Raw genomic sequence first — 22,529 nt, 5'->3', positions numbered from 1 at the left:
TCGTACCTAGCTACCGCGGAAAGGTATTTCAGCGGCTGTTAATCCAGCTTAACGACGATCAGAGTATTTCCCGAAAACTCTTTGATAAACACACGATCGCCCACAGCAACATCCTGTTCACAGATAAATTCCCATTCATCAGCACTCAGGATAGGAATGGCGAAGCGCACCACACCACGTCTTTCTCCGGCGGGCACTTTAATTACCTGTCCCGACTCGCCCACAGCCGCTTCCCGGGCAATACCCGCCGTGGTTTTATCGATCATGCGTGGCTTGAAATACTTGAACCACAGAATTGCGAACAGGCAAGAAGCGACAATCCAGATAAGTAATTGCGCCGCCAGAGGCAACTCGGGCAAGGGCCACAGCGTCACTCCGACCACCAACGCACCCAGACCAAACCACAGAACGGTGAAACTGGGAATGAAGATTTCCATAATCACAAGAAGGATCCCCAGCACCAACCAGTGCCAGGTCGCAAGCTCAAATTCCATGTAGATGATTCCTATTTTAGTGCTGCAGCCCTAGCGGCTGCGCACCCGGTTTAAAATATGCAAGACCAGTGGTGTCATCAGCAAGATGCCACCGGCCAACAGCAGGTAATCTTCCAGAGCACCCTCTCCCATCAAGCCCAGAATGCCCATGGCAGCGAATACTGCCCCGATCATATCCAGAACGATGAGTAATACCGGAATGTTTCTTTTATTTTTCTCTGTACTCTTCAACGTTTATACCAGATTGCGCAATTTGAGTTCTTCCGGGTAGGGATTCATATACCAGGATTGGTCGATATAGTCGTCCGGCACTTTTCGAAAATGGTGCCTAAGCAGGGTAATCGGCACGATAAGCGGGATTTCCCCCAAGCGATACCTCTCAAATACCTCTACCAGCTCCTGCTTATCATCAGTATCCAGCTGTTTCTTGAGATAACCCTGAATATGTTGCAATACATTGACGTGATTCTTGCGGCTCGCGACTTTTTTCAGGGTAGCCATCGCAAGAGCAATATATTCAGCAGCCACATGTTCGAGATTATCATTGCGGGCGGAAGCAGCAATTCGCCCCAATTCACGGGAACGATTTTGATCGTGGCTCATGTAAATCAATTTATGCCTGGCATGAAACTCGGTCAGCTTTTTTACTGTCAGTTCGTTGGCGTATTCCGTTCGCCAACGGTGATAGATGAAAACCCGCTGCACAAAATTTTCCCGCAATCCCGGGTCGCCCAGTCTGCCTTCCTCCTCCATGGGTAGGAGAGGAAATTTATCCATAATGGCCGCGGCGAACACACCGCTCCCCTCGGGGTGCGGCATATTCTTGTCGTTGTAGACCTTGACCCGCTCCATACCGCAACTGGGGGAAGCTCTTTTCACAATCATGCCAGAACATTGTTCAATCAGGGGAAATTGCTCCCGACTGTATCCGACCAGTTGATCTGTCACATCAAGACCCGAATCCCGACTACCCACCGCCCGAATACCTCGATCTGTCGCCAGCAACCTGATAGCGGGCCTGGGCACACCCAGACCAATACCAACTTCGGGACAGAAATGGTGAAAGGAAAAAAAAGACGACAGCGTGCCATTGATATAGGCATCTCGCTTGTGTCCACCGTTATGGCGGACCTCATCACCCATCAGACAGGCACTGATACCAACTGGAATTTTTACCACGGATAACCCCCGGGACAATTGGCCTAACTATACCCTGTCTAATGTTGAGGTTGTACCGGGAAAAATACTCAGCTGACCACTTTCAGATGTGGCGATTTTTCACACTCTTCAGCAGATTCTGACTTATTAATCAACTGAGTGAAGGCAGCTGCTTCCATGGGTTTGTCAAAGTAATACCCCTGAAAGTAATTACACCCCAGTTGCTTCAGGATCGTGTGCTGTTCCTCCGTCTCCACACCCTCTGCAATCACTTCCAGGGACAGAATATGACACAGCTTGATAACCGCCATGACGATGGAATAGGTATCTTTAGATGAGCTCAGATCGTTGATAAATTCTCGGTCGAGCTTCACAAACTGTACCGGCAGTTTCTGCAACATGGCCAACGAGGAATAACCTGTTCCAAAATCATCTAGAGCAATGCGCAAACCGAAGTCAATCAATTCCATAAGTTGCCCATGCACACGATCAAGGTTATTGATCAGGCTTTCCTCGGTAATTTCCAGGACAAGTTGTTGGGGGTTAATATCATATTTTTTGATGGTCTGTTTTACCTGCCGGGCAAACTGCTCATCTTCAAACTGTTTCGGGCTGATATTGACGAAAATAGCGCAGTCAGAACGCCAGTGACCCTCATTTTTCCACGTTTGAATTTGTGCACACACCGAATCGAACACCCAGACACCAACCTCTGTCATCATAGGCAATGAGGACATGAAGTCGATAAATTCCCCAGCAGGGACGATTCGCTGTGAAGGCCGCTTCCAGCGCAACAGGGCTTCGGCAAAGACAAGATTGCCTGATATGTTCATCAACGGCTGAAAATGCAACTCAAACTCACCATTTTCAATGCCCTGACGCAGCTCACGTATCATGGTGACTCGATACTCGGCCTCAACCGCCATGGAGTCATCGTAGAAGCTGAAACCCTTGCGCCCATAGTTTTTCACTTTGTACATGGCGAGGTCAGCCTGCTTCAGCAGGTCATTAGAGCTGTAATGGTTGCCCCTGAACATAACAATGCCGCCGCTAACTTCAATTTCATATTCCAGGCCTTCCTGTTTACAGGCGGTTTTTCCCATTTCCATAATCTTATCGGCGATGGTTAACACCTTAGCGCGCGCCTCTTGAGGTTTTTCTCCCAGGTCCTGAACCAGAATGACAAATTCATCACCACCAAAACGCGCCACTACGTCTTCAGTGCGAACAGCCTTACGCAGCAGCTCGGCGAAATACTGCAACACCAGATCACCCATATGATGGCCCTGGGTATCGTTAATGTCCTTGAAGTGATCCAGGTCGAGAAAAATGACTGCGCCAAATTGTTTGTGACGTTGGGAGCGCGAAATTGCACAATCCAATTCTTCCATCATGCGGCGACGATTAGGTAATGAAGTCAGTGTGTCCACAGTTGCCTGCCGCTGGATTATTTCCTTGGCCGTTACCTGAGAGGTAATGTCTTCAACAAACGATGCAACACCGATCAGCTTGCCTTCTTTCAATAGCGGTGTGTTGTGCCACTCGCAAATTTTAACTGCACCACTCTTGTCCAGAACCTCATGCACACTGAGATTGCCATCAGTGTTCTTGCGCATCAACGCATGCCACATGGTGTTTGACTTCTCCCTGGAGCTGTCAGGCACAAAAAAGTCTGGTTGCTTTCCAATAACCTCCTGTTTGGAATAACCAAACAGTCTTTCAGCACTGGGATTCCAATCGATAATGCGCTGGTTCTTGTCCCACTGCACTGCCGCCAAAGGCGCATTTTGCCAATGTTGCTCAAACAGATAGCTCAATTCAGCCCGCTTGCGTGCGGACTCTTCACTGTTCATACGTAACGAGACGTTTTTTTCCAGCAACTGATGCAGCTGGATCATGACTAAATACAAGGTGGCCATGTAAATAAGATTAAAGGCTGTAAAGTACAGACCGCTTTCGTGGCCAGACAGGTAAACCTGTATGGTGCAGGGCAGCATAACCATGGCCACACAGATCAGCGAAGCCCGGATATTGTAATTGAACAGAATACCGCTACTGGCAGCTGCACCAATAATAATTGAGAAGTACAGCCAATGGTCAGAGCTCTGGGCAAAGAACTGAATGACACTCGCAGATGACCAGATAAGCCCCACGGCAATGGATAACACCACCGCCAGATTGTTGATATCTTCAACAAGCCTGACATTCATACCCAAAAACTTGTAGGTTTCTGACAAGCGGCGAACCAATAACCAACTACCGATAAGCAGAGTGATAGAAAAAATTGACCAGGCGATCAAGTGCCAGCTGAACAGATTGCTAACCCAGGCGAACGCCTGGACCAAACAGAAACCCGCAGTCACCCCAATGCAAATGGGTAAACGTTCCAGCAGTAATTGTGCAATCTCAAAACGCGTTGACTGTGCTGCTAACTCTTCCGTGGTGTCCATTAGTCAATACCTGCTGCTTCTATTGCATTATTTCTAATGCATTGATTCTAGAAAACTGATCATTTGAAAACCGCATGGAAAAGGAGTTTAACGACAAACGGCGTATTTCAGGCGTGAACAGATGGGCGTTTGTGAACCTGTTCACAAACAAATTGTTATCTTTTAGACAGTTAGGGCATCGACCAAAACAGCGCTAATGAAAATTGCAGAAGTCCATGGCCATGAGAATGGCATCTGCAGGGCCTGAGGAGGTTTGGTAGTAATTTCGGCGTACGCAGATTTCCACGAGGCCGACATCCTCATAAAGCCTCTGGGCTGGCAAATTGTCGGCACGCACTTCAAGGAACAAACGCTCCGCTTTCACCCCCAGTAAATGAATCAGTTCATCCATTAACATTCGGCCGTAACCTCTGCCCTGCCATTCCTCCGCAACGGCAATATTGAGGATCTCAGCTTCACCCACGACGAGCGTATAAATGGCATAGCCAATCACTTGTGAATCCCGGGTAAGGCTCAGGCATCGATGTTTTTGCAGGCTGTCCTGAAACTCTTTGCGGCTCCAGGGATGAGGCGTGACCTGTTGTTCAATGCTGGCCACAGAATCCAGATCATCAACCATCATGGGGCGTATGACGGTTTGCGTCTCAGTCACGGGGCACCAACAGTTTCTGTAGGGCACGCCAGGCAACCTGCTTGGATGAGACCGTTGTTAACATATCCTGCAGGCTGGGAATCACTATCGTCCTGGCACCGCCGGGTAAATCCTCTATCTCACCCAGCACCGCTTCAAAATCAACTTGGGTCCCTACAGCTTGAGATGGCAACAACAACCGTGCGGGCAATTCTCCCATTAACAGCACCCGGAGTACGCCGCATTTGCGAATCCTTGTATCTAGAAAAACACTGAGCATGGATTTTGCGCCCTGAAAATCGGTAGGCTCACCAGGAGTCAGGGGCCAATCAATATAGTCGGCAGCAGGCATTTCAGTTACCAGGCGATCTATGGCACGTAACAGGTTAAACAAAAGCTCCCTTTCTTCCAGCACGGGAACATGACCCGGAGGAAACGCATGGATCACCAGCAGGTCATCACCCTGCTGCCAGCAGGCTATGCGGAAAGGGCCAACCGGCTGGGCTGAATCTGACTGAACCGGAGAATCTTCTACCTTTTGAGGGCTCTCTTTGCTGACAACTTTATCCGGGCTGGTTTCCGGAGCGGCATCCCAAACAGGTGGAATGTCCTCTGCATTGACTGTTTTTGCCTGTGGCTTTGATACCAACTGTGGCCTTGGCTCCAGCTGCGGCTCTATATCCACAGGAAAGGGGATATCAGCTACCCCGTCTTCCCTGGGGCGATATTGCACCACCCCCAGCGTATCCAGATACCAGTCACGCAGATTTGCCGACATCCCCGTTACCTTTTACACGCCGCCAAGCTGAGGATGAAGGCGGTCCGGACTTTCCAGCAGGTTCAGTGCATTCAGGTAAGCCCTGGCACTGGCGACGAGAATATCGGTATCCGCACCCTGGCCATTGACAATGCGCCCCCCTTTTTCCAGACGAACTGTCACCTCTCCTTGGGAGTCTGTGCCTTCAGTCACCGCATTGACGAGGTACAACTTTAATTCCGCTTCGCTTTTGGTGAGTTTTTCAATGGCCTTGAACACCGCGTCTACTGGCCCATCACCCTCAGCAGTGGAACGGTAATTCTCCCCTTTAAAGTTCAGGGTGAGTTCGGCGTGGGGAGCCTGCCCCGTCTTCGAAATCACCTCCAGATCGCCGAGAGTAATTTGCTCGCCTGTGGTTTCACCCACCTGGATTTCAGAAACCAATGCCTGCAGATCTTCGTCGTAAATCTCGCGTTTTTTATCCGCCAGCTCCTTGAAGCGTACAAATGCCTCATTCAGGTCGGCCTTGCTCTCGAACTGAATACCCAGCTCTTCGAGGCGCGCTGAAAATGCAGCCCGTCCGGACAGTTTGCCCAACACTATTTTGTTGGTGCTCCAGCCCACGTCCTGGGCTCTCATGATCTCGTAGGTTTCTCTAAACTTGAGCACACCGTCCTGGTGAATACCGGATTCATGGGCAAAGGCATTGGCACCCACGATGGCCTTGTTGGGTTGAACCGGAAAACCGGTAATGCTCGATACCAGCCGGGAGGTGGGAACAATCTGTGTGGTATCAATACGTGTCTCAACTGGAAAAATATCCTTGCGCGTACGCACGGCCATCACCACTTCTTCCAACGCGGCATTACCGGCCCTCTCCCCCAGTCCGTTAATGGTACATTCCACTTGGCGAGCACCCTTCATCACAGCCGCCAGAGAATTTGATACAGCTAACCCCAGGTCGTTGTGGCAATGTACAGAAAAAATTGCCTTGTCAGCATTAGGGATGGTTTCAATCAATTTGCCAACCGTCTCGGCATATTCCTCAGGGAAACCATAACCCACGGTATCGGGTAGGTTGATGGTGCCAGCCCCCGCGTTAATCACCTGCTCGATAATTCGGCACATAAAGTCAAACTCGGAGCGGCTCGCATCTTCCAGGGAGAACTCGACATCACCAATCATGTTTCTCGCCAGTTTCACTGCGGACACCGCTTGCTCAACCACCTGATCAGGGGTCATCTGTAACTTGTACTTCATGTGGATGGGCGATGTTGCGATAAATGTGTGAATACGCCCGGAATTTGCCTTTTTCAGAGCTTCAGCAGCCCGCTCAAGGTCCAGGTGAGTGGTTCTGGCAAGGCTGCACACGGTGGAATCCTTAACCGTTTCGGCAATGGATTTTACCGCCTCAAAATCACCAGGGCTGGAAACGGCAAATCCCGCCTCAATCACATCCACCCGCAATTTTTCCAGTGCTTTGGCCACCCGGAGTTTTTCTTCCTTGGTCATGGAAGCGCCCGGGCTCTGTTCGCCGTCACGCAAGGTAGTGTCGAAAATAACCAAGTGTTGCTTGTCCATTGATTGCTGCTCCAACTAGTACGCCCCTGTTCACTCTATATATGTGGGGGGCCGGACAATAATGAGGTACGCGAATTCTCCCTTCGGGAGGGATCATTTGCAAACAGGATTCACGGTTATTACACCCAAATAACAAAGCACTTTGGACTACCGCAATCCAGCTTGGTAAAGATGTTCTGACTGGACAAAGTCAAACCACCGTGTTGGTGACTTTTGCCTCTCTGTTAGGCGCCCAGCCCAAAAATCCCTCAGGTGGACGTTTGTCCACGAGATTTTATTTTTTTCCACAGCCACACAGCCGGAGAGGAAAGGGCGTAAGTCAGTGCCATGAAGAACAGGATACGTGCCGGATCGATGGTAATAATGACTATGGCCATGGCAATGCCCAGCAAGACCACAAATGGCACCCGCCCTTTCAAATCCAGCCCCTTAAAACTGTAATAAGGCAGATTACTCACCATCAGCAGACCAGAAAGCGATGTGATCAATGCTGCTAGCCCAGCCAAATGGGAGCTGGGTTCTGCATCGTAGCCACTCCATACTAGGCCGGCGACAAGAGCCGCCGCCGTCGGACTGGCGATGCCGACGAAATAACGGCTGTCCACAGAATCAACCTGGGTATTGAAGCGCGCCAGGCGCAATGCCGCACAGGAGGCATAAATAAAGGCCGCGGCCCAACCGATTCGTCCCAGTTCGTTGAGTATCCAGCTAAAAGCCACAACTGCCGGAGCGATGCCAAATGACACCATGTCAGAAAGGCTGTCGTACTGCACACCAAATTCGCTGGAGGTATTGGTAAGGCGGGCCACACGACCATCCAGCCCATCAAATATCATGGCCACAAAAATGGCAATGGCAGCAGCTTCAAACTTGCCATCCATACCCGCCAGAATTGCATAGAAGCCGGCAAACAGCGCACCGGTGGTAAACAGGTTAGGCAACAAGTAGATACCCTTGTGACGGGTGCGCTCCGCGGTCTGGCTAGCCACACCAGCTGTCGACTTTCCACCACCCTTGTGGGGGGACTGATTGTCTTGATCTGTCATAGATGATTTCCCGGAAATTGCCTCACCCAACGCTATGGATTTGCTGAACACCCATTAAACATCAAAGGCCATGACAAAAAAACCGCGCCAAGGCGCGGTTTTTTCTCAAACGTAGCAACCTAGTTTTTCTCTTTATCAACCAGTTTGTTGGCTGCAATCCAAGGCATCATTTCACGCAGGCGGCCACCCACCTGTTCAATTTGATGTGCAGCATTATTGCGACGGTAAGCCGTCATAGACGGATAGTTGGTAGCGCCCTCGGAAATGAACATCTTGGCATATTCACCATTCTGGATGCGCTTCAGTGCATTGCGCATGGCGGCACGTGACTCGTCGTTGATCACTTCTGGACCAGTGACGTATTCACCGTACTCGGCGTTGTTGGAAATCGAGTAGTTCATGTTGGCAATGCCGCCTTCGTACATCAGGTCGACAATGAGTTTCAGCTCATGGAGACACTCGAAATAGGCCATTTCCGGGGCATATCCAGCTTCCACCAGGGTTTCAAAGCCGGCTTTTACCAACTCAACACAACCACCGCAGAGGACAGCTTGCTCACCAAACAGGTCAGTTTCGGTTTCGTCTTTAAATGTGGTCTCAATAATGCCCGTACGACCACCGCCAACGCCACAGGCGTAAGACAAGGCGACATTTTTGGCATTACCGGAAGCATCCTGGAAAATAGCCACCAGATCGGGAATACCACCACCCTTGGTGAATTCACTGCGCACGGTGTGGCCTGGAGCTTTCGGTGCAATCATGATCACGTCCAGATCGGCACGGGGCACCACCTGATTATAGTGAATGGCAAAACCGTGGGCGAAAGCCAGAGTGCCACCCTGTTTCAGGTTCGGTTCAATCTCGTTTTTATAGAGCTGGGACTGGAACTCATCTGGAGTCAGGATCATCACCAGATCTGCTGCTGCGACGGCTTCCGGCACACTTTTAACTGCCAGACCTGCTTTTTCTGCTTTTGCCGCTGACGCTGAACCGGGGCGCAGGCCCACGGTGACATCGACGCCGGAATCTTTCAGATTAAGCGCGTGGGCGTGGCCCTGGGAACCATAGCCAATAACGGCCACTTTCTTGCCCTGGATAATGGAAAGATCGCAGTCTTTATCGTAATAAACTTGCATTTGTTTCACCTGTGTTTTTGTCAAACTAAACCATGCGGTACCGACTGCAGACCTGCGGTCGACCCCTCTCTAAAATTGTTAAATGTGCAATGACTTCTCGCCCCGAGCCAGGCCGGATACGCCGCTGCGGACAACTTCCAGAATGTCCGCATCGCCGATGGCCTGAATAAAGGCGTCGAGTTTATCACTGTTACCGACAATCTGTACCGTATAAGCACTGGCACCCACGTCGATAATCTGGCCACGGAAGATGTCCACACACCGTTTAATCTCAGCGCGCTGAGCGCCCTGAGCCTTCACCTTGAGGAGCATCAATTCACGCTCAATGTGGGGGCCTTCCGTGAGATCCACTACTTTCACCACGTCGATCAACTTATGCAGATGCTTGGTAATCTGTTCGATGACGTGGTCGTTGCCATGGGTGGTTAATGTCAGGCGTGACAGGGTCTGATCTTCTGTGGGGGCCACAGTCAGGCTGTCAACGTTGTAACCACGTTGGGAAAACAGCCCCAATACCCGGGACAAAGCACCTGGCTCGTTTTCCATCAATACCGAAATAATACGTCTCATCAGGTACGCTCCGTTTTACTCAGCCACATATCGCGCATGGAGCCGTTGGGGGCCACCTGCATGGGATAGACATGCTCTGAACGGTCCACATAGATATCCATGAACACCACACGATCTTTCAATGCAAAACACTCTGCCATCTTGCTTTCCAGGTCATCGAAGTGCGTCACTTTCATGCCTACATGCCCGTAGGCTTCTGCTAGCTTGATAAAGTCCGGCAGAGAGTCTTCGTACAGACTGGAGGAGTAGCGGCTGCTGTACTGCATATCCTGCCACTGACGCACCATGCCCAACGCCTGATTATTGAGGTTGATGATTTTCACCGGCAAGCCGTACTGGGTACAGGTGGACAGTTCCTGAATACACATCTGGATACTGCCTTCACCGGTGACACAAGCCACCATCGCCTCGGGATGTGCCAGTTGAACACCCATGGCAGCAGGCAGCCCAAAACCCATCGTCCCCAGGCCACCGGAGTTAATCCAGCGACGGGGCTTATCAAACAGGTAATACTGGGCTGCAAACATCTGATGCTGACCCACATCAGAGGTTACAAAGGCGTCGCCTCCAGTGACCTTGTAGAGGGCCTTAATGACATCCTGCGGCTTGATCAGGTTGCCGCTGCTAGGCTCATAACGGGATTGTGTGTATAGCCCGTGTCGATCACGCCACTCATTAATCTGCTTCCACCACTCGGCCATGGCTTCTTTGTCAGTGGTTTTGCCGCTGTGCTCCAGTTGATCGATCATTTCCTGCAGGATCACATCACAGGCACCAACAATGGGAATATCCGCCGACACCGTTTTGGCGATAGAGGTAGGGTCCACATCAATATGAATAATGGTGGCAGACGGACAGAATTTGCTGATGGTATTGGTGACCCGGTCATCAAAACGTGCACCCACTGCCAGAATCACATCGGCATGGTGCATCGCTGTGTTCGCCTCAAAGGTGCCGTGCATTCCGAGCATGCCCAGAAACTGACGATCTGAACCCGGGTAGGCACCAAGACCCATCAAGGTATTGGTCACCGGCGCATTGAGCATTTTCGCCAGTTCAGTCAGCTGACTGGATGCGTCACCCAAAACCACACCACCACCGCTATAAATTACCGGGCGCTTGGCAGCCAGCAACGTCTTCACAGCGCGTTTGATCTGTCCGGTATGGCCCTTGGTCGTGGGCTGATAGGAACGGATCTTGATCTTGTCAGGATATTCGTAGGGGACCTTGATATTGGGATCAGTGATATCCTTGGGAATATCCACGACAACGGGGCCGGGACGACCAGAACTCGCAATAAAAAAGGCTTTTGCAATGACCCCTGCTATTTCGCTGGGATCCTTCACCAGGAAACTGTGTTTTACGATGGGACGGGAGATGCCCACCATATCGGTCTCCTGAAAAGCATCTTCACCGATTTTGGCAGAGGGAACCTGGCCAGAGATAACCACCATCGGGATGGAGTCCATATAAGCCGTGGCAATGCCAGTAATGGCATTAGTTGCTCCGGGCCCAGAGGTCACCAGCACAGCACCCACTTCACCAGTTGAACGGGCGTGGCCATCAGCCGCATGAACAGCAGCCTGCTCGTGACGGACCAGTAGATGTTGTACATCAGATTGTTGGAATAGCGCATCGTAGATATGCAGCGCTGCACCGCCAGGATAACCCCAGATATGCTTGACGCCGGCATCCTTCAACGCACGAACGACGATTTCACCACCAGACAGTTGTTCCACTGTGCAAATCCTCTAAATGTCGAAAAACACAACACCGGGTTGCTCGCCAATCAACGAAAGCAACAACCGCTGTGACATCACAGGTATGCAGAGTGCAAATACGCGACCGACGATAAACGTGGTATTCGGTGCGTCAGGCCCGTGGGTAAACGGTCCTGTCTGGATGCCCGGCGAACGCTGTTTTCGTTCACTTGGCAAGCTGGCTAACCCAGCGCGCAAGAACATAGACTGTACTTGCTGAGCAGCAGACTGTATTCATTTATTCTCTATCAGTCAAGTGGTTAGCTATGTTGGGCCTTTGAAATTTGCTTATTATTTGCAAGCAGGTACTCAACATTGCGAGGTTAAATCCGCTATGATGGAAAAAATGTGCCCTGGGATTGACAGCTTTAAAAGGTTTAAGGATATGAGCACTGCAAGCAAATTGATTGGAACACTCCTGGCCTTGGCCCTGTGCCTGCCACTACATGCCGCAAAAATTTATAAATGGCAGGATGAAAATGGCTCCTGGCATTATTCTGAGACTCCCCCGCTTGAAGGTACCCCTGAGACAATCAAGTTGAAATCAAAAAAGTCTGATTCAGAAGAAACCGAATCAACAGAAGAAACTGACGAAGAAACCTCTAAAGAACCTGAGGACAAACAAGCTGAAAAAGCACCTTTGCCCAAGTCACCAGAAGTACTGGCGGCAGAAAAAGCCAGAAGAGCCGAGGACTGCGATCGAGCTAGAAAGAACCTCGACACACTGACTCACCGCACACGTATTCTTTATGATGATGAAGAAAAAGGTGAGCAGCGTTATATGACGGAAGAAGAACGTCAGGATTGGCTGAAGAAATCCAGAGATCAGGTCAAGGAATTCTGTCAGTAATTAGCACGCAACAAAAGAGGTGGAAGGTACCCCCTTCCACCTTTTTTGCCCATCACTCAGCAGAAAAAACAATGTCGTCCCCGGACATTTTGACACTGATGGTATTTCCCGAAGCATAGTGACCAGCCAGCACTTCCTGAGCCAGCGGATTTTCCAGTAACTGCTGTATCGCTCTCTTCAGCGGTCGCGCACCATAAACCGGGTCAAAGCCAGCCTCACAAATTTTGTCCATCACTTCTTCAGAGAGATCCAGTGACAAATCCTGCTCCGCCAACCGTTTCGTCAAGATCCCCAGCTGAATCTCAGCAATGCCACGGATCTGGCCTTTACCCAACGGATGGAAGACAACAACTTCATCAATCCGGTTGATAAATTCTGGACGGAAATGACCCGTCACAACCTCCATCACTGCATCTTTCATCGCCTGGTAGCGGTTTTCATTGGTGGTTGAATCGTCATCGCCTAAAGCTGTCTCACCGCCATCAAAGTTAATGGTGTCGAAGGAGCGATCTTCTACCACAGCCTGTATGCGATCTGATCCAAGGTTGGATGTCATGACGACAACCGTGTTGCGAAAGTCAACTGTGCGGCCTTGGCCATCGGTAAGACGCCCATCATCCAATACCTGCAGCAGGATGTTGAAAACATCAGGATGGGCCTTTTCCACTTCGTCCAGCAACAGCACGGAATAGGGCCTGCGGCGCACCGCTTCGGTCAAGTAACCACCTTCTTCGTAGCCCACATAACCGGGGGGCGCTCCCACCAGTCGAGCCACAGAGTGTTTTTCCATAAACTCGGACATATCGATGCGCACCATGGCATCCTGACTATCAAACAGGAACTCCGCCAACGTCTTGCACAACTCCGTTTTACCCACCCCGGTGGGTCCGAGAAACAGGAATGAGCCATTGGGACGATTGGGGTCTGACAGACCCGCCCTACTGCGACGCACGGCGTTGGAAACCGCCACAACTGCCTCTTGCTGGCCGATTACCCGCTTATGGAGCACATCTTCCATCCGCAGTAATTTTTCGCGCTCGCCTTCCAGCATTTTTGAAACCGGAATACCCGTCCACTTGGAAACGACTTCAGCAATTTCCTCTTCAGTCACTTTATTGCGCAACAGGTGGGTTTCCCTTGCCTCTACCTCACCGGCAGAAGCCAGCTGCTTTTCCAGCTCAGGTATTTTTCCGTACTGAAGCTCGGACATTTTTGCCAAATCCCCGGCACGACGGGCCGCATCCATATCTATACGCGCCTGTTCCAGATCACTCTTGATTTGGGCAGCGCCCTGAAGGGATGCTTTTTCAGCTTTCCATATTTCTTCGAGGTCGGCATATTGCCTGCCAATCTCTTCAATATCTTTCTCGATTTTTTCCAGCCGCTTGCGCGAGGCCTCGTCCTCCTCCTTCTTCACGGCTTCCCGTTCCATTTTGAGTTGGATCAGGCGTCGCTCCAATCGATCCATCTCCTCAGGCTTGGAGTCAATCTCCATACGGATGCGACTGGCCGCCTCATCCACAAGGTCAATGGCCTTATCCGGTAACTGGCGGTCAGTGATATAGCGCTGAGATAGCTTGGCAGCAGCGACAATGGCGGAGTCGGTGATATCTACACCGTGGTGCACCTCATAACGCTCCTTCAAACCACGCAAAATGGCGATGGTATCTTCTTCATTTGGTTCATCCACCAGGACCTTCTGGAAACGACGCTCCAGAGCGGCATCCTTCTCAATAAACTGACGATACTCATCCAGAGTAGTGGCACCCACGCAATGCAGCTCACCGCGGGCCAAGGCGGGCTTCAGCATATTGCCCGCATCCATCGCTCCCTCGGCTTTACCTGCGCCAACCATGGTGTGCAGTTCGTCAATAAAGAGAATGATGCGCCCTTCCTGTTTCGAAAGTTCTTTGAGTACCGACTTCAAGCGCTCCTCAAAATCACCCCGAAACTTCGCCCCGGCCAACAATGCACCCAGATCCAGAGAAAGAATTCGCTTGTCTTTCAGTCCTTCGGGCACCTCGCCGTTCACAACCCGTTGTGCCATTCCTTCGATGATGGCGGTCTTACCTACACCGGGCTCACCGATCAATACCGGGTTGTTTTTCGTCCGACGCTGCAGCACCTGGATAGTACGACGAATTTCATCATCGCGACCGATCACCGGATCCAGCTTGCCCTGTTCCGCACGCTCAGTCAGGTCAATAGTGTATTTTTCCAGGGCTTGTCGGCTGCCCTCTGCTTCCGGGTCCATCACGGCTTCACCCCCTCGAATTTTTTCCACAACTGCCTTGAACTTGGCTTTGTCGCCAAATTTCGATAATGACTTGCCCAGTCCACCTTTATCGTCAAAAGCAGCAAGCACCAAGGCCTCGCTGGAGATGTACTGGTCGCCCTGTTGCTGGGCTACTTTGTCAGCCAAATTAAACAACCTGCCCAATTCCGGAGAAATGGCTATTTCCCCGGTTGGGTTTTGAATTTTTGGCAACTGCTCAAGCGTTTGCGTCAGCTCCTCTTTCAAGCCCGCGACATTAAAGCCCGCCTGAGCGAACATGGGCTTGAGTGAACTACCCTGCTGATCAAGTAACGAAAGCATCACATGGACCGGCTCCAGGGCACTATTGTCCCTGCCCACCGCCATAGACTGGGCATCAGAAATTGCATTCTGTAAGTGACTGGTAAATCGATCAAATCGCATAGTCAACCTCAACTGTTTCTATAGCAGTGAAGGTTGGGGCGACAATACCCATTTCAAGGATAAGGTTGGTTTTAACTGATCCAGATCAAGCTGGCCATACGGCCTGTCTGGCCATCACGACGGTAAGAATAAAACAGATCAGCATCAGCAAATGTGCAAAATTGCCCGCCATAGATTCCCCTGACACCCAGTGCTTTCAGAGCCAAACGAGCCAGCGCATAGAGGTCACATTGCCAGTGATCAGGTCGGGTAGTACGGAAGCAGCTTTCCAGTTCCAGGCGCGATCCCCACAGAGCCTCATTCTTCATGAATGCCTCGTAGACGTCTTCCCCCACCTCAAAAAACGCCTGACTGATGGCAGGCCCCAGCCAGGCCATCAGTTGTTCTGGTGGGCTACTAAAACGGGCGATTCCGTTTGCGATTATCCCATCCGCCAGACCTCGCCATCCCGCGTGGAGGGAAGCCACCTCTGTACCCTGACGATTGCACACAAGGATCGGCAGACAATCTGCCGTCATAACCGTACAAATCACACCCGGCTGATTACTGTAACAACCATCCGCTCGCTGAAAGGTACCGTTATCGGAGGCATCTACCACGTCTGTGCCATGCACCTGCTCAAGCAATTGAGGCGTAGAAGGGAACCGCAATAACGCAGACAGCATCTGCCAGTTCTGTTGCACCGCGATGGGATTATCCCCGACGTGATACGCCAGGTTGAGCGAATTCCAGGGCGGACTAGACACGCCACCTCGCCGCCTGGTGGCATAAGCCCGGATGCATGCCGGGCATGGCCAGTCGGGAATAATTACCGACACACGTTACTCTCGTTGATCTCGTTGCTGCGCATCAGTCTTTAACATCGCAAAAAGTCGGTTAAAGTCCTCCGGAGGCAGGGCCTGCCATTCCATATGTTCACCGCTGACCGGGTGAGACAGCGCCAGTTGAGTTGCATGCAATGCCTGACGCCTAAAGGCACGCAGTGCATCGTGTAATTCCTGTGTTGAGCCTTTGGGCAACTTGAGGCGCCCCCCATAGGTTGAATCTCCTACGAGAGGGTAGCCTATGCTTGCCATGTGAACCCTTATCTGGTGCGTACGCCCAGTTTCCAGTTTCACCCTGATTAAGGTATGCGCAGGAAACCGTTCAATGACCCGATAGTGACTGACAGCCTCCTTGCCACCAAAATCCAGCACCGCCATTTTGGTGCGCGCCTGTGGATGGCGGCCAATCGGCTTGTCTACCGTGCCACCCCCGGTCATCACGCCCTGCACAATGGCCAGATATTCCCGACTGACGGTTTTCGCCTGCAACTGCTTGACCAAGGATTGGTGCGCCACCAGTGTTTTTGCCACCACCATCAAACCCGAGGTCTCCTTATCCAATCGATGCACAATTCCGGCGCGGGGAATGTTTTCATTGGCCGGCAGATAGTGAAGCACACCGTTTAACAGGGTTCCCTGATAATTACCTGCTGCCGGGTGTACCACCAGTCCCGCGGGCTTATTGATGACCAGAATATCTTCATCTTCATAGCAGATATCCAGCTCAATTGCCTCGGCAAGCCATTCTCCCTCGGGCTCTAGCAATGCTTTTACCGAAAGCTGTTCACCACCAAACAGTCTGTCCCTAGGACGGCAGGATTTGCCATCCACCAACAGCTCCCCATCCTTGATCCACTTTTGCAAACGCGAGCGGGAATAACTGCTGAACAACTCCGCCGCCACCTGGTCCAGGCGGGCGCCAGCCATGTGTTCGGGGACCGTGGCATTGAGCACGATAGGTTCGATCATTGAGGTTTTGATTCCAGTCAGGCTGTGGTTAAATAGCCCATCTTACAGCCATTGCACCAGCGAACAAAAAACTCTTTTTGCCAGCCTACATCAGGATTTTACCTTCCCATGCGATTCCCTACTTTCATTGTCATTCTTGTTTCACTGACGCTCTGCAGTTGTGCCTGGCTGAACAAGGGCAAAGAGAAGGATGACGATCCGTCCTATACTGCCGACTACACTGAGAGGGATTTTTACGACATCATCCAGAAAGATCTCGGCTTTGGATCCTGGGAAAAAGCCATCAGCAACCTGGAAGCACTTGAAGCACAATATCCCTTTGGGGAGTATGCCGAGCAGGCTCAGCTGGAGTTGATCTATGCATACTATAAAATGGGGGATTATGAGGCGGCCATTGCCTCAGCAGACCGGTTTATTCGCCTGCACCCACAACATCCCAATGTGGACTATGCCTTCTACCTCAAGGGTCTGGCTTCATTTGTGCAAAGCAAAGGCTTTATCGACCAGTTTATTCCCACCGATGACACCAAGCGGGATCCGGGCACAGCGCGCAACTCCTTTGCCACCTTCAATGAACTCCTTAACCGTTTTCCAGAAAGCCCCTATGCTACCGATGCCCGGAAACGCATGATATACCTGAGAAACATTCTGGCACGTCATGAGATTCACGTAGCAAATTATTACTTCCTGAGGGGTGCGTACCTGGCAGCGGCCAATAGGGGGCGATTTGTCGTGGAAAATTTCCAGAAAACACCCTCCGTACCTGACGGCCTTGCGGTGATGGCAGAAGCCTACTATCTCATGCAAATGTATGAACTGGCTGAAGATGCTACTACCCTGTTGGCCGCCAATTATCCCGATTACCCCCTCCTCGACAGTGACGGCAGCTTCAAGTATCAGGACGACCCAAACTATATGGCGCCGACCTGGCTCAACAAGGTAACTCTTGGTCTGTACGACAAGCCCGAGCCACCCCGTTTCGATACGCGCCATATATACAATGAGCGCTACCAGGAAGAAGGTGAAGAAGGCGCCAACCCGAAAAATAAGTGGATCAGCTGGTTGACCCTGGGCATTCTGGACTAAGTATTACCATCAACGATACTTTTCAATAGGGATGCCACGGATAGTCTTGCCGCCCTAAGCCCTATTTTCATGAGAATGCGTTATTCTTATTACCTCGGACCACTAGTCATTCAGAGTTAAGCCGATGGATATTGACAGCATTCGCGCAGAAATGAAGGTCATCCCTGAGATTGACCCGGCCTTTGAAGCCGCAAGGCGCATTGATTTCATCAAGTCAGTACTACTGACATCGAAACTTAATACTCTCGTTTTAGGTATCAGTGGAGGCATTGACTCCACCACTTGCGGTCGTCTCGCGCAATTGGCCGTTGATGAACTCAACAGTGAGAAACCTGATCAGCAGTTCCAGTTTATTGCCGTCCGGCTTCCCTATGGAGTTCAGGCCGATGAGCATGAAGCCCAACTGGCCGTCAGTTTCATCCAGCCATCAAAGAGCCTCTCGGTCAATGTCAAACTGGGGGCCGATGGTATTCACGAAGAAGTTTTAGGCGCGTTGGGTACCGCGAATCTTGCTCCCGATGATGACGATAAAATTGATTTCACCAAAGGCAATACCAAAGCCCGCACCCGTATGACGATTCAATATGAGGTCGCAGGACTGTTAAATGGCCTCGTGTTAGGTACCGATCACTCCGCCGAAAATGTGACAGGATTTTTCACAAAATGGGGGGATGGGGCCTGTGACCTAGCCCCACTGTTTGGCCTCAGCAAACGCCAGGTTCGCCAACTGGCTAAGCACCTTGGTGCTCCGCAGGTACTGGTGGAAAAAACACCCACTGCGGACTTGGAATGTCTATCTCCGCAAAAAGCAGATGAACATGTATTAGGCGTGACCTATGATGAATTGGATGACTTTCTTGAAGGCAAGCCTGTCACCAAAGAGGTCACTCAACGCATCGTTGAAATCTATCAGCAAACACAGCACAAGCGTCTACCCATTCCGACCCTCTATGATTAGGAAGGTATGTAGTTAACACGAATCGTCGTGGATTGTTTTCACCTTGAGCTGCATGACAGTAGTGAATTCTTGTCGATTTTAGGGCTTTTCAATTAGGACGACACCGGTGCCATGGCTTTAACCTATAGCTCCTTTGAAAACTCCAAGCAAGCGGACAGTTTACTCAGTGTTTACGGTTATTACCGTGCGTTGTTATCCATAGCCCTTTTGATCATGTTCTTCACCAGAACGGCAAGAGGCATTCTTGGAAGCTCAGATAACGAACTGTTTTTTATCACATCCTCTGCATACACACTGCTTTGTTTCCTGTCGCTCATTCCCTTAAGAACCACCAAAAGTCAGCCAGGCACCCAGTTAATGTTTTTTATGCTGCTGTCGGACATGGTGGCACTAACTGTGATGATGCACGCCAGTGGCGGCCTGGGAAGTGGGCTGGGCTTTTTGATGCTGCCGACAGTAGCTGCGGGCAGTATCCTCGTTGCCGGCCAACTGGCCCTGCTGCTGGCCGCCATTGCCAGCATCTGTGTCATGACAGAAACCCTGTCAACAATCATGCTGCTCGGTCGTGGTAAAGATGCGATGTTCCCCGCTGGTATTCTGGGCATCCTGCTGTTTGCAACGGCTGTGATTTTTCAGGTTCTCACGCAACGTATACGTCATGCCCAGGAACTGGCTGCCCAGAAAGTATCAGAAAGTGAACAGCTGCAAAAACTTAACGAATCCATCGTCAAACGAATGCGTACGGGTATTCTGGTGATTGATAGCAAAGATGAAATACGCCTGATTAACAGTGCCGCCATTCAATTACTGGGCGGTCAGAATCCGGAAAAACCCCTTGCCATTGGGCGACCTTTGCGGCTTGCCCTGCCACTGCACCAGCAGCTTGAAAAATGGCGTGGCTATCCATGGCTGCGCACACCGACCTTTAAAGGTTCTCGTTCTACCTCTGAATTACAGGCCAACTTTACCTCCCTGACACAGGGGAGGGAAAAACAAACACTGATCTTTCTCGAAGATACGCGCACGCTGATTCAACAGGCACAGCAGCTCAAACTATCCTCGCTGGGACGCTTGACCGGCAGTATTGCCCATGAAATTCGCAATCCGCTCGGCGCCATCAGCCATGCCTCACAATTACTCTCAGAACAGAACAATGACCCTAATTCTAAAAAGCTACTGGATATCATTTTGAGGCACTGCCAGCGGGTCAACCAGATTGTCGAAAATGTTTTGCAACTTTCCCGCCAGAAAATGCCGGAATTCCAGAAAATCTGGCTATTACAATGGCTGAAAAAATTTCGTAACGAATACCTGGATACACAAAATAAAACATGCGTCATTGAAATTGAATCGACCACAAAAGACACACAGATTTTCTTTGATCCGGGGCACCTGGCTCAAATTCTTACCAACCTGATAGATAATGGGCTGCGCTTCAGCGAAAAGGAGGCAGATGAACGCTGGGTAAAGCTGGTAATCTCCAGAGATCCAATTGCCGACTTACCCTTCCTGGACGTACATGATAAAGGACCCGGAGTGCCAGAAGAGGACATTAACACTATTTTTGAGCCTTTTTTCACGACAAATCATGATGGAACAGGCTTAGGATTATACCTGTCGCGTGAGTTATGTGACGCAAACTACGCCTCTTTGAATTATTTTGGTGATAATGCTGATAACTGTTATTTCAGGATAGGATTTTCACATCCCGATAAATTATTACCGAGACCAAACTGATGCTGAAAAAACGTGTGCTGATCATCGATGACGAGCCTGATATCCGCGAACTTCTCTCTCTCACTCTGGAGCAGATGGGCCTGGAGATTGTCACAGCAGCGAAATTATCAAAAGCGCAAAAATTGTTACTCAGTGAAGAGTTCGATTTATGCCTCACGGATATGAAATTGCCCGATGGCAACGGCCTTGATCTTCTGGAGGAAATGCAGTCGCGTAAACCCCACCTGCCCATTGCCATGATTACCGCCTACGGCAATATGGAAATTGCCATCGAAGCTCTCAAAAAAGGTGCTTTTGACTTTATTTCCAAACCACTGGAACTCATGCGTCTACGCAATGTGGTGCAATCTGCCTTAAAACTGGATAAAGCAGACAAAGTAGTGGACTCGGACGAATCTTCCCTGATTGGCAAATCATCAGCGATGACAAAGTTAAAACAACAGATTCGCCACGTTGCCAGAAGCCAGGCTCCTATTTTCATCAACGGCGAGTCAGGCACTGGTAAAGAATTGGTTGCAAGAGCCATTCATAATCTTGGTCCCCGGGCAAATGGGCCATTTATCCCCGTCAACTGTGGCGCGATACCTACAGAGCTGATGGAGAGTGAATTCTTCGGACATAAAAAAGGCAGCTTTACAGGCGCTCACCAAGACAAACAGGGTCTTTTCCTGGCTGCTGATGGAGGAACCCTGTTACTGGATGAGGTCGCGGATCTGCCAATGAGCATGCAAGTCAAACTGCTGCGAGCCATCCAGGAAAAAAGCATTAAGCAAGTGGGTTCCGAGGAGGAAGTAGCCGTGGACGTACGAATCCTGAGCGCTACCCATAAAGACCTGACACAGGCTATTCGAAACAATCACTTTCGCCAGGATCTATTTTACCGGATCAATGTTATTGAACTTAAGGTACCCAGTCTGAGAGAGCGCAGTGACGATATTCCACTACTGACGGAACACTTTCTAAAACAATTTGCAAAAGAGTCCGGTTTGCCCGCTCCAGAAATCACCGAAAATGCCATCACCTTGCTACAAAGTCATTCATACCCGGGCAATATTAGGGAGCTTGAAAACACCCTTGAGCGCGCCTTTACCCTATGTGATCAAGGGAGCATTACTGCTGAAAGTCTGGACCTTAGCAACGCCCATATACACCCCCTGGAAACTCCTGAAAAGGCCGCTGAAAGCTTCGCTTTCAACGGCCATGGTTCACTGGATGACTACATAGCCAGTATCGAGAAAAAGATCCTGGTTGAAGCCCTGGAAAGGAATCGCTGGAATAGGACAGCAACGGCGGAAGAGCTGGGTATCAGTTTCCGTCAAATTCGCCACAAACTTAAAAAGTATGAGATCGAGTAAAATCCCTGCTACCAGCAGTAGCTAGCACTCTCTGTCGCGTCAACAACAGTTTTCTCTGCACGCTCATCAATACTAAACGTCGCACACCTTGCATCTTCAGTTTGACCATTTTGTGGAGTCGCCAGCAGGGTATAGGTTGTTTCCCCTGTGTTGGAATCAGGCTCATCGATAGTAAGTTGATAGATACTGCCTGAAGATGATGCTAACGGTTGTCCCTCAGAGTCCACATAATAAGTTGCATCAAAGCCCAGATCCTCCAATGAATTCGTGTAGGAGCGATTATTAAGAAAATATTGCTCCTGTCTGGAGGCTAATTCCAATAGCGCACCTTTTGCCACCGAGCGGTTAGACTTAATCACATACTCCCTGTAATTGGGTAACGCAACCGCCACAATAATTGCCATGATCGCCACAACAATTAAGAGTTCTATCATCGTAAAACCAGACTTTAATTTTCTGTGCATAGCTC

Annotated in this window: 21 protein-coding genes; 5 read left to right on the top strand and 16 right to left on the bottom strand. The window is 50.4% G+C overall.

The features are described 5' to 3' along the window. Positions 1-38: 38 nt before the first annotated feature. The 12 genes from Q8A57_RS08915 to Q8A57_RS08860 form a co-directional block, all read right to left on the bottom strand. Positions 39-494, bottom strand: coding sequence for an NfeD family protein (locus Q8A57_RS08915; protein ID WP_305170736.1), 456 nt, complete (start codon positions 492-494; stop codon positions 39-41). Positions 495-524: 30 nt separating this feature from the next. After that, the gene (locus Q8A57_RS08910; RefSeq protein ID WP_305170734.1) at positions 525-725 is read right to left on the bottom strand and encodes a hypothetical protein; all 201 of its coding nucleotides are present in this window, start codon (positions 723-725) and stop codon (positions 525-527) included. Between the two features lie 3 nt (positions 726-728). Continuing rightward, positions 729-1,673 (bottom strand): YbgA family protein, encoded by a 945-nt coding sequence (locus Q8A57_RS08905; RefSeq protein ID WP_305170731.1) that lies wholly within the window; start codon positions 1,671-1,673, stop codon positions 729-731. A gap of 68 nt (positions 1,674-1,741) precedes the next feature. Next, positions 1,742-4,102: a putative bifunctional diguanylate cyclase/phosphodiesterase gene (locus Q8A57_RS08900; protein ID WP_305170729.1), complete on the bottom strand. Its 2,361-nt coding sequence runs from the start codon at positions 4,100-4,102 to the stop codon at positions 1,742-1,744. 193 nt (positions 4,103-4,295) lie between these two features. Further along, positions 4,296-4,754, bottom strand: a complete 459-nt coding sequence (rimI, locus tag Q8A57_RS08895) for a ribosomal protein S18-alanine N-acetyltransferase (RefSeq protein WP_305170727.1) — start codon at positions 4,752-4,754, stop codon at positions 4,296-4,298. Further along, a complete protein-coding gene (locus tag Q8A57_RS08890) occupies positions 4,747-5,511 on the bottom strand; it encodes a hypothetical protein (protein WP_305170725.1) in 765 nt (254 codons plus the stop codon). Before Q8A57_RS08890 ends, rimI begins: the two co-directional genes overlap by 8 nt. A gap of 12 nt (positions 5,512-5,523) precedes the next feature. Beyond that, positions 5,524-7,071 (bottom strand): 2-isopropylmalate synthase, encoded by a 1,548-nt coding sequence (locus Q8A57_RS08885; RefSeq protein WP_305170723.1) that lies wholly within the window; start codon positions 7,069-7,071, stop codon positions 5,524-5,526. Positions 7,072-7,319: 248 nt separating this feature from the next. Continuing rightward, positions 7,320-8,117: a CDP-diacylglycerol--serine O-phosphatidyltransferase gene (gene pssA / locus Q8A57_RS08880; protein ID WP_305170721.1), complete on the bottom strand. Its 798-nt coding sequence runs from the start codon at positions 8,115-8,117 to the stop codon at positions 7,320-7,322. 119 nt (positions 8,118-8,236) lie between these two features. Further along, positions 8,237-9,262: a ketol-acid reductoisomerase gene (gene ilvC, locus Q8A57_RS08875; protein WP_305170778.1), complete on the bottom strand. Its 1,026-nt coding sequence runs from the start codon at positions 9,260-9,262 to the stop codon at positions 8,237-8,239. A gap of 69 nt (positions 9,263-9,331) precedes the next feature. Next, complete coding sequence (gene ilvN, locus Q8A57_RS08870) at positions 9,332-9,823, bottom strand: acetolactate synthase small subunit (RefSeq protein WP_305170719.1); 492 nt, start codon at positions 9,821-9,823, stop codon at positions 9,332-9,334. Continuing rightward, positions 9,823-11,562 carry an acetolactate synthase 3 large subunit gene (locus Q8A57_RS08865; protein ID WP_305170718.1) on the bottom strand — a complete coding sequence of 580 codons (1,740 nt, stop codon included), beginning with the start codon at positions 11,560-11,562 and terminating at the stop codon, positions 9,823-9,825. Before Q8A57_RS08865 ends, ilvN begins: the two co-directional genes overlap by 1 nt. 12 nt (positions 11,563-11,574) lie before the next feature. Further along, the gene (locus Q8A57_RS08860) at positions 11,575-11,760 is read right to left on the bottom strand and encodes a hypothetical protein (RefSeq protein WP_305170717.1); all 186 of its coding nucleotides are present in this window, start codon (positions 11,758-11,760) and stop codon (positions 11,575-11,577) included. Positions 11,761-11,917: 157 nt separating this feature from the next. Here Q8A57_RS08860 and Q8A57_RS08855 point away from each other — a divergent pair, with 157 nt between their 5' ends. After that, a complete protein-coding gene (locus Q8A57_RS08855; protein ID WP_305170715.1) occupies positions 11,918-12,433 on the top strand; it encodes a DUF4124 domain-containing protein in 516 nt (171 codons plus the stop codon). A 52-nt stretch (positions 12,434-12,485) separates the two neighbouring features. Here Q8A57_RS08855 and clpB read toward each other — a convergent pair whose 3' ends face one another. From clpB to rluD, 3 genes are all read right to left on the bottom strand, one after another. Next, on the bottom strand, positions 12,486-15,131 hold the full coding sequence (gene clpB, locus Q8A57_RS08850; RefSeq protein ID WP_305170713.1) for an ATP-dependent chaperone ClpB: 2,646 nt from the start codon (positions 15,129-15,131) through the stop codon (positions 12,486-12,488). 71 nt (positions 15,132-15,202) lie between these two features. Continuing rightward, positions 15,203-15,949, bottom strand: a complete 747-nt coding sequence (gene pgeF, locus Q8A57_RS08845) for a peptidoglycan editing factor PgeF (protein ID WP_305170711.1) — start codon at positions 15,947-15,949, stop codon at positions 15,203-15,205. Between the two features lie 3 nt (positions 15,950-15,952). After that, positions 15,953-16,924, bottom strand: coding sequence for a 23S rRNA pseudouridine(1911/1915/1917) synthase RluD (gene rluD / locus Q8A57_RS08840; RefSeq protein WP_305170709.1), 972 nt, complete (start codon positions 16,922-16,924; stop codon positions 15,953-15,955). A 108-nt stretch (positions 16,925-17,032) separates the two neighbouring features. On the opposite strand from rluD, the gene Q8A57_RS08835 reads away from it, so the two are divergent. The 4 genes from Q8A57_RS08835 to Q8A57_RS08820 all read left to right on the top strand — a co-directional run bounded on the left by Q8A57_RS08835 (position 17,033) and on the right by Q8A57_RS08820 (position 22,060). Further along, positions 17,033-18,010 (top strand): outer membrane protein assembly factor BamD, encoded by a 978-nt coding sequence (locus tag Q8A57_RS08835; protein ID WP_305170707.1) that lies wholly within the window; start codon positions 17,033-17,035, stop codon positions 18,008-18,010. A 124-nt stretch (positions 18,011-18,134) separates the two neighbouring features. Continuing rightward, the gene (nadE, locus tag Q8A57_RS08830; protein ID WP_305170705.1) at positions 18,135-18,968 is read left to right on the top strand and encodes an ammonia-dependent NAD(+) synthetase; all 834 of its coding nucleotides are present in this window, start codon (positions 18,135-18,137) and stop codon (positions 18,966-18,968) included. A 111-nt stretch (positions 18,969-19,079) separates the two neighbouring features. Beyond that, positions 19,080-20,705: a sensor histidine kinase gene (locus Q8A57_RS08825; protein ID WP_305170703.1), complete on the top strand. Its 1,626-nt coding sequence runs from the start codon at positions 19,080-19,082 to the stop codon at positions 20,703-20,705. After that, complete coding sequence (locus Q8A57_RS08820) at positions 20,705-22,060, top strand: sigma-54-dependent transcriptional regulator (RefSeq protein WP_305170700.1); 1,356 nt, start codon at positions 20,705-20,707, stop codon at positions 22,058-22,060. The genes Q8A57_RS08825 and Q8A57_RS08820 overlap by 1 nt, the downstream gene beginning before the upstream one ends. Positions 22,061-22,068: 8 nt before the next feature. On the opposite strand, the gene Q8A57_RS08815 is transcribed toward Q8A57_RS08820, so the two are convergent. After that, positions 22,069-22,524: a type IV pilin protein gene (locus tag Q8A57_RS08815; RefSeq protein WP_305170697.1), complete on the bottom strand. Its 456-nt coding sequence runs from the start codon at positions 22,522-22,524 to the stop codon at positions 22,069-22,071. Positions 22,525-22,529: the final 5 nt, after the last annotated feature.

The organism is Porticoccus litoralis, assembly GCF_030676955.1.
Lineage (GTDB): Bacteria > Pseudomonadota > Gammaproteobacteria > Pseudomonadales > Porticoccaceae > Porticoccus > Porticoccus litoralis.
The sequence above is the reverse complement of the archived record's forward strand: the minus strand, read 5'-3'. Positions and strand labels throughout refer to the sequence as shown.